This window comes from Streptomyces niphimycinicus (assembly GCF_018883605.1).
Classification (GTDB): domain Bacteria; phylum Actinomycetota; class Actinomycetes; order Streptomycetales; family Streptomycetaceae; genus Streptomyces; species Streptomyces niphimycinicus.
Genome location: NZ_JAHLEM010000580.1, coordinates 1 through 7,183, shown reverse-complemented (window position 1 = coordinate 7,183; position 7,183 = coordinate 1). Strand labels below are relative to the sequence as shown.

The 7,183-nt window shown below is 73.0% G+C and carries 5 protein-coding genes; all 5 read left to right on the top strand.

The window, feature by feature from the left end; translation table 11 throughout:
• The first annotated feature begins 77 nt into the window (after positions 1-77).
• Positions 78-2,573 (top strand): malto-oligosyltrehalose synthase, encoded by a 2,496-nt coding sequence (gene treY / locus KN815_RS36885; RefSeq protein WP_216346205.1) that lies wholly within the window; start codon positions 78-80, stop codon positions 2,571-2,573.
• Between the two features lie 406 nt (positions 2,574-2,979).
• Positions 2,980-3,390, top strand: a complete 411-nt coding sequence (locus KN815_RS52405; protein ID WP_372458580.1) for a lytic polysaccharide monooxygenase — start codon at positions 2,980-2,982, stop codon at positions 3,388-3,390.
• A 23-nt stretch (positions 3,391-3,413) separates the two neighbouring features.
• Entirely contained in the window at positions 3,414-4,088 is a 675-nt protein-coding gene (locus KN815_RS52400) for a lytic polysaccharide monooxygenase (protein ID WP_372458581.1), read from the top strand.
• A gap of 312 nt (positions 4,089-4,400) precedes the next feature.
• Positions 4,401-5,309 (top strand): GNAT family N-acetyltransferase, encoded by a 909-nt coding sequence (locus KN815_RS36875; protein WP_216346204.1) that lies wholly within the window; start codon positions 4,401-4,403, stop codon positions 5,307-5,309.
• Between the two features lie 79 nt (positions 5,310-5,388).
• Positions 5,389-7,149, top strand: a complete 1,761-nt coding sequence (gene treZ, locus KN815_RS36870) for a malto-oligosyltrehalose trehalohydrolase (protein WP_216346203.1) — start codon at positions 5,389-5,391, stop codon at positions 7,147-7,149.
• The last annotated feature ends 34 nt before the right edge of the window (positions 7,150-7,183 follow it).

The following is a 7,183-nucleotide window of genomic DNA, read 5'->3' as shown; positions in this document are numbered from 1 at the left end:
CTTTCCCTGCCCTGCTCCGCAGGAGCTTCGTTTCCTCCCCCGACTGAAGCCGGGGGTATCCACGAAAGAGAACCCCGATGACGGCTGACCCCGGCACACCCACCGCCACCTATCGCCTCCAGCTCCAGCCCGCCTTCCCGTTCGCGGCGGCGGAGCGAGCGGTGCCGTATCTGGCCTCGCTCGGCGTCTCCCATCTGCATCTGTCCCCCGTGCTGGAGGCGGTGCCCGGCTCCACCCACGGCTATGACGTGGTGGACCACTCCACCGTCCGGGCCGACCTTGGCGGCGCGGAGGGACTGCGCGCACTCGCCCGTACGGCGCGGGCGCACGGCCTCGGGCTGATCGTCGACATCGTCCCGAACCATATGGCCGCCCCCGCCCCCGAGCGGCTCAACGCCCCACTGTGGGAGGTGCTGCGGGACGGGCCGGAGTCGGCGTACGCGCGGTGGTTCGACATCGACTGGCAGGCCCAGGGCGGCAAGGTGCTGCTGCCGGTGCTCGGCGGTCCGCTCGGCGAGGAGTGGGAGCGGCTGCGGATCGAGGACGGGGTGCTGCGCTACTACGACCACGCCTTCCCCCTGCGGCCCGGCACCGAGGGGCTGCCGCTCGCCGAGCTGCTGGACGCCCAGTGGTACCGGCTCGGCTGGTGGCGGCTGGCCCGCACCGAGCTGAACTACCGGCGCTTCTTCACCATCTCCGAGCTGATCGCGGTGCGGGTGGAGGATCCCGAGATCTTCGACGCCACCCATGCCACCCTGCTGGAGCTGATGCGGGACGGGGTCGTGGACGGGCTGCGGATCGACCATCCGGACGGGCTCGCCGATCCGGAGGGCTATCTGCGGCGGCTGGACCGGGCGGTGCGGGCGGCGACGGGCGAGACGAGGGACGGGGCGGGCGGGGGCGGACGGTGGACCGCGTCGGAGGGCGGGGGCGGACGGTGGACGGTGGTCGAGAAGATCCTCGGCCGGGACGAGCGGCTCCCCGCGACCTGGCCGGTGGCCGGGACCACCGGCTATGACGCGCTGCACCACATCGACGGGCTCTTCGTCGACCCGGACGGGCTGGCGAAGCTGACCGCCCTCTATCGCGACTTCACCGCTCCCCCGGCCGACCTCGGCGGCGACTGGCCCGCGACCGTCCGCCGCGCCGCCCGCGAGGTGGTCACCCATGAACTGGCCGCCGAGGTGGCACGGCTGACGCGCATCGCCTCCCGTATCTGCGCGGCCGACCCCCGGCTGCGCGACCACGCGCCCTGGGCGCTGCGCACCGCGATCCGCGAGCTGCTGGTGCGGCTGCCCGTCTACCGTCCGTACGCCTGCGTGGGCGACCCGCCCGCGACGGACGCCGACGCGGTGATGCTGGGCTCGGCGGCGGCGGACGCCCGGGAGGCGTTCACGGTGGAGCAGGAGGCCCGGGTGGTGCGGGTGGTACGGGACGCGGCGCTGGGCAGGCTCGGGGACGGCCCGGACCACCGCGACTTCTGCGCCCGCTTCGCCCAGACGGCGGCCGCGCTGCGCGCCAAGTCGGTGGAGGACACCGCCTTCTACCGCTACACCCCGCTGCTGTCGGCCGCCGAGGTGGGCGGCGATCCGGGGCGGCCGGCCGTGGCCCCCGAGGAGTTCCACGCCTTCGCCGCCCGGCGCTCAAGGGACTGGCCCGCCACCGGCACGGTGCTGTCCACGCATGACACCAAGCGCAGCGTGGACGCCCGGGCCCGGCTCGCGGCGCTCACCGAATGCCCGGGCTGGTGGGGGCGGATGGTGGCGGAGCCGGCCCGCTCGGCCGCCGCCCCCGATCCCCAGCTCGCCTGGACGGCCTGGCAGACCGCGCTCGCGCTGGGCCACGGGGAGGCCGCACGGCTGGTCCCCGCCGTGCTCAAGGGGGTGCGCGAGGCGGGGCTGCGGACGACCTGGACGGAGCAGAACGCGGCGTACGAGGAGGAAGTGACCGCCTTCCTGGAGGCCGGGCCGTGCGCGGCCGACCCCTCGGTGTGGGCCGCGATCGGCGCCGAACTCGACGGACCGGCACGGGCCAACACGCTCGGCGCCGCGCTGCTGCACCTCACCATGCCGGGCGTCCCGGACCTCTATATGGGCACCGAACACCTCTATACGGCCCTGGTCGACCCGGACAACCGCCGCCCGCCCGCGCTGGGCGGCGAGCCGACGGACGGCCCGTCGGCCGAAAAGCTGCTGCTCACCCGGGCAGCACTGAACCTGCGCCGGGAGCATCCGGGGTGGTTCGGCCCCGGGAGTACGTATACGCCGCTGCTCGCCTCCGGTCCGTCCGCCGAGCACTGCGTGGCCTTCTTACGGACGGACGGCACGGACGTCACGGACAGCACGGACGTCACGGACAGCACGGACGTCACGGACGGCACACACGGCGGCGCCGTCACCGTCGTCACCCGGCTGTCGCGGCGGCTGGCGGAGGCGGGCGGCTGGGGCGCCACCCGGCTGCCGCTGCCGCCGGGCCGCTGGCGGGATCTGCTGAGCGGGCGGACGGCCGAGGGGTCCGCGCCGCTGGACGAGCTGCTGTCCGGGCTCCCGGTGGCGCTGCTGGTCCGGAGCTGACGGTCCCCGGTGCTGGTCCGGAGCTGACGGTCCCCTGGGGCGCAGGGGCGCCGGGGCGCAGCGGGCCGCCGCCCCCTCCTGACGGCCCGCCAGAAACCTGCCGCGTCCACGTCCTGAAGCATTTACAGGTGGACGGGGGCGCGCTACGTTCACCAAGCAATTGGGAGCGCTCCCACACCGACGGTTCCTGACCCGTTCACGTCGAAGGGAAAGACGCGCAATGCCTCGACGATTACTGGCTCTCGCCACTTCCGCCGCCCCCTCCTGACGGCCCGCCAGAAACCTGCCGCGTCCACGTCCTGAAGCATTTACAGGTGGACGGGGGCGCGCTACGTTCACCAAGCAATTGGGAGCGCTCCCACACCGACGGTTCCTGACCCGTTCACGTCGAAGGGAAAGACGCGCAATGCCTCGACGATTACTGGCTCTCGCCACTTCCGCACGCCCACCGGGCCCCTCCCGTGCGCGCAGGTCCGTAACTCTGGTCCTGCTCTCGGTCCTGCCCGCCCTGGGCCTCGTCTTCTTCTCCTCGGGCGGCGCTTCCGCGCATGGCGCGCCGATGGCGCCGGGCAGCCGCACCTACCTCTGCTGGAAGTACAGCCTGTCCTCGACCGGTGAGGTCAAGCCGACCAATCCGGCGTGCAAGGCCGCGTACGACAAGGCGGTGCGACGCCCTTCTACAACTGGTTCGCGGTGCTCCGCTCGGACGGCGCGGGCCGCACCAAGGGATTCATCCCGGACGGCAAGCTGTGCGGCGGCGCGGCCACCGTCTATGACTTCTCCGGGTTCGACGTGGGCAGCAAGGACTGGCCGGTGACCCATCTGACGGCCGGCAAGTCGATGCAGTTCTCGTACAACGCCTGGGCCGCGCATCCGGGGTCGTTCCGCAGCTATGTCACCAAGGCCCCGATCGACCCGACCAAGCCGCTCACCTGGAACGACCTGGAGGACCAGCCGTTCAACACGGTGACGGACCCGCCGCTGTCCGGTCAGGTCGGCACGGTCGACGGCAAGTACACCTGGACGGCCAATCCGCCCTCCGGCAAAAGCGGGCGCCACATCATCTACACCGTGTGGACACGCTCGGACAGTCAGGAGACCTTCTACAGTTGCTCCGACGTGGTCTTCGACGGCGGCAACGGCGAGGTGACGGTCCCCGGCGGCAGTGGCGGGGGCAGCGACCCCACCGACCCGCCGGGCAATCCGCCGACGGCCTCCTGCTCCGCGGCCCAGAAGGTGACCGGCACCTGGAACGGCGGCTATCAGGCCGAGGTGACGGTCACCAACTCCGGTGCCACGCCCATCTCCTCATGGATGGTCGACTGGACGGTGCCGTCCGGGCAGCGGATCGACAGCGTCTGGAACGGCAAGCTGTCGGCCACCGGTTCCTCGGCATCGGTCACCAACGCCGACTGGAACGGTTCACTGGCCGCCGGGGCGTCGACGACCTTCGGCTATACGGCCGGTGGCGGCTCTCCGGACACGGCGGCCGCGCCGATCTGCATGGTGCACTAGTCTGCCTCTCACACCAGTCCACGCAGGTGCTCCGACCCGCTCATCGATCTGTCAGGTGCACCTCATCCCATGCCGGTCTGCCGCCCCTTCCCCCTCGTGGGCGGCAGACCGGCCCCCTCCCCAAAAAGGCGTGGACACAGCGACATCGGCGGCCATAGAGTGCGGGCACGCCCTGACACGAGGAAGGAGGCGAGAGCAATGGACATCACCATGTATCCGCGCTCCCGCCCCCTGTCCGCCGGGCGTATTCGCGTCTGATCCCATCGATCAGGCATCCGACCGGGAGCGCATCACTTTCCTGGAAGGAACCCCATGACCGATCTGGTCATCCGTCCTCTCACCGAGGACGACGCTCATCTGTTCCACACCCTGCGCGTCCCCCCGCTCGTCGGCCGGGGCTTCCTCGGCCACACCTACGCCACCGTCGGCCAGGGCGGCGAATACCGCCCCGAGTGGACCTGGGTGGCGCTGCGCGAGGGGCGGGTCGTGGCCCGCGCCGCGTGGTGGGGCGGCCCCGAGGACACCGCGCCCATCGCCCTGGACTGGTTCGACTTCGCCGACGGCGAGGCCGACGCCGCCGCCGAACTGCTGCGCACCGCACCGCTGCACACCGAGTACAGCCTGCTGGCCCCGCCCGGCTGGCGCGAACAGCCCGAGGTGCGGGCCGCCGCCCAGGCCCGTATCGACGCCGCCGTGGCGAGCGGGCTGGCCCCCCTGGTCGAGCGCTACCGCTATGAGTGGACGCCGGAGTGCGGACTGCCCGAGCGCCCGGGGCGGCTGGAGTTCCGGCCGGAGCCCGATGATGCGGCGATCGAGGACGCGCTGCGCCGCATCATGCCGGACACGCTCGACGCGCACGACCGGCACGCCATCGAACGAGGAGGTGTCGATGCCGCGGTGCGGGAGCTCATGGACATCCTCTCCTGGTTTCCCTCGCCGCGGGAGTGGTGGCGGCTGGCCTGGACGCCCGAAGGGGAGCTGGTCGGCATCCAGGTGCCCTCGCGTAATCCGGGTGGCCCCTGCGTGGGCTATATAGGGGTCGTCGCCGAGCAGCGCGGCCACGGCTACGCGTACGACCTGCTCGTGGAGTGCACCCACGATCTGGTGGAGCAGGGCGCCACCAAGATCGCGGCGGCGACGGACCAGCCCAACCTCCCCATGGCCGCGCACTTCGCCAGGGCGGGGTATCCCGTCACCCAGGAGCGCATCGACCTCATCTGACCGGTGCCGCCCTGCTGCGCCGCCGGCGCCGCGTCCCGCAGCATGGTCGGGGACCGTCGGTCGAGGCGAGGAGAGGCCAGTGCTGTTCGAGGTGTGGGCGCCGCACGCCGGGCGGGTCGGGCTCCATGTGGACGGGCATGTCCGCCCCATGGAGCCCGACCCGGGCCGCGCGGGGTGGTGGCGGGCCGAGGCCGAGGCCGGACACGGGTCGCGGTACGGCTTCGCGCTGGACGACGGCCCGCCGCTCCCCGATCCGCGCTCCCGCCGCCAGCCGGACGGCCCCGAGGGGCTGAGCGCGGTGGTCGACCACTCCCGTTTCCGCTGGGAGCGGGAGTGGTTCGGGCGGCCGCTGCCGGGCGCGGTCCTCTACGAGCTGCACATCGGCACCTTCACCCATGAGGGCACCTTCGAGGCGGCGGCCGAACGGCTGCCGCACCTGGCCGAGTTGGGCGTCACGCATGTGGAGCTGATGCCCGTCTGCCCGTTCCCCGGGACCCATGGCTGGGGGTACGACGGCGTGGCGCCCTGGGCGGTGCACGAGCCGTACGGCGGGCCGGAGGGGCTGGCGCGGTTCGTGGACGCCGCGCACGGGCACGGCCTCGGGGTGGTCCTGGACGTGGTCCACAACCATCTGGGCCCCGCCGGCAACCACCTCCCGGCCTTCGGCCCGTACTTCACCGACACCCACCACACCCCCTGGGGCGCGGCGGTCAACCTCGACGCGCCCGGCTCCGACGAGGTGCGCGCGTATTTCACCGGCAGCGCGCTCGCCTGGCTGCGCGACTTCCGCCTGGACGGGCTGCGGCTGGACGCGGTGCACGCGCTGCGCGACAACCGGGCCCGGCACTTCCTGGCCGAGCTGTCGGCCGCCGTGGACGCGCTGGCCGCCCGCACCGGCCGCCCGCTGTTCCTGATCGGCGAGTCGGATCTCAACGATCCGCGCACCACCACCCCGCGCGAGGCGGGCGGCCATGGGCTGCACGCGCAGTGGAACGACGACTTCCATCACGCCCTGCACACCTTTCTCACCGGTGAGCGGCAGGGCTACTACGCCGACTTCGCCGCCGAGGGGCCCGGGGCGCTGGTCAAGACGCTGATGGGCGGCTTCTTCCACGACGGCACCCATTCGACGTTCCGGGGCCGCCGCCACGGCACTCCGCTGACCCCGCACACCACCCCCGCGCACCGGCTGCTCGGCTATGCCCAGACGCATGACCAGGTCGGCAACCGGGCGGTCGGCGACCGGCTCGCCGCCCGGCTCTCCCCCGGGCTGCTGGCCTGCGCGGCGGCCGTGGTGCTGTGCGCGCCCTTCACCCCCATGCTCTTCATGGGCGAGGAGTGGGGCGCCCGCACGCCCTGGCAGTACTTCACCGACCACCAGGATCCGGAGCTGGCCGAGGCGGTGCGGTCCGGCCGCCTCGGTGAGTTCGCCGCCCACGGCTGGGCGGAGGGGGACATCCCCGACCCCCAGGACCCGGCCACCCGGCTGCGGTCCTGCCTCGACTGGCGGGAGCCGGAGCGGGAGCCGCACCGGGCGCTGCTCGACTGGTACCGCCGGCTGATCGCGCTGCGCCGCGCCGAACCGGCCCTGACCGACCCCACCTGGGCGTATACGGGTCTGTCCACCGGTTCGGACGGCTGCTTCAGCTTTCAGCGCGGCCCGCTGCGGGTTCTGCTCAATCCGGGCGACCGGCCGGTCGAGACCTGGCTCGGGCCCCGGACCGACGAGGTCACCGAGGTGGTCGCGGCCTGGCGGCGGATCGAGCTCCCGGGCCCGGGCGGCATGCTGAGACTGCCGCCCGAGACCGCCGCCGTGCTGCGGCTGGGGCCGCGGCCCTGAGGCTCGGGCCTCTTCGGAGACCTTGAGGCTCGGG

Bases quoted from the DNA above. Each gene is read 5' to 3' on its own strand.
- treY (WP_216346205.1), top strand. From the start codon at position 78: ATGACGGCTGACCCCGGCACACCCACCGCCACCTATCGCCTCCAGCTC.
- KN815_RS36875 (WP_216346204.1), top strand. From the start codon at position 4,401: ATGACCGATCTGGTCATCCGTCCTCTCACCGAGGACGACGCTCATCTG.
- KN815_RS52400 (WP_372458581.1), top strand. From the start codon at position 3,414: ATGCAGTTCTCGTACAACGCCTGGGCCGCGCATCCGGGGTCGTTCCGC.
- KN815_RS52405 (WP_372458580.1), top strand. From the start codon at position 2,980: ATGCCTCGACGATTACTGGCTCTCGCCACTTCCGCACGCCCACCGGGC.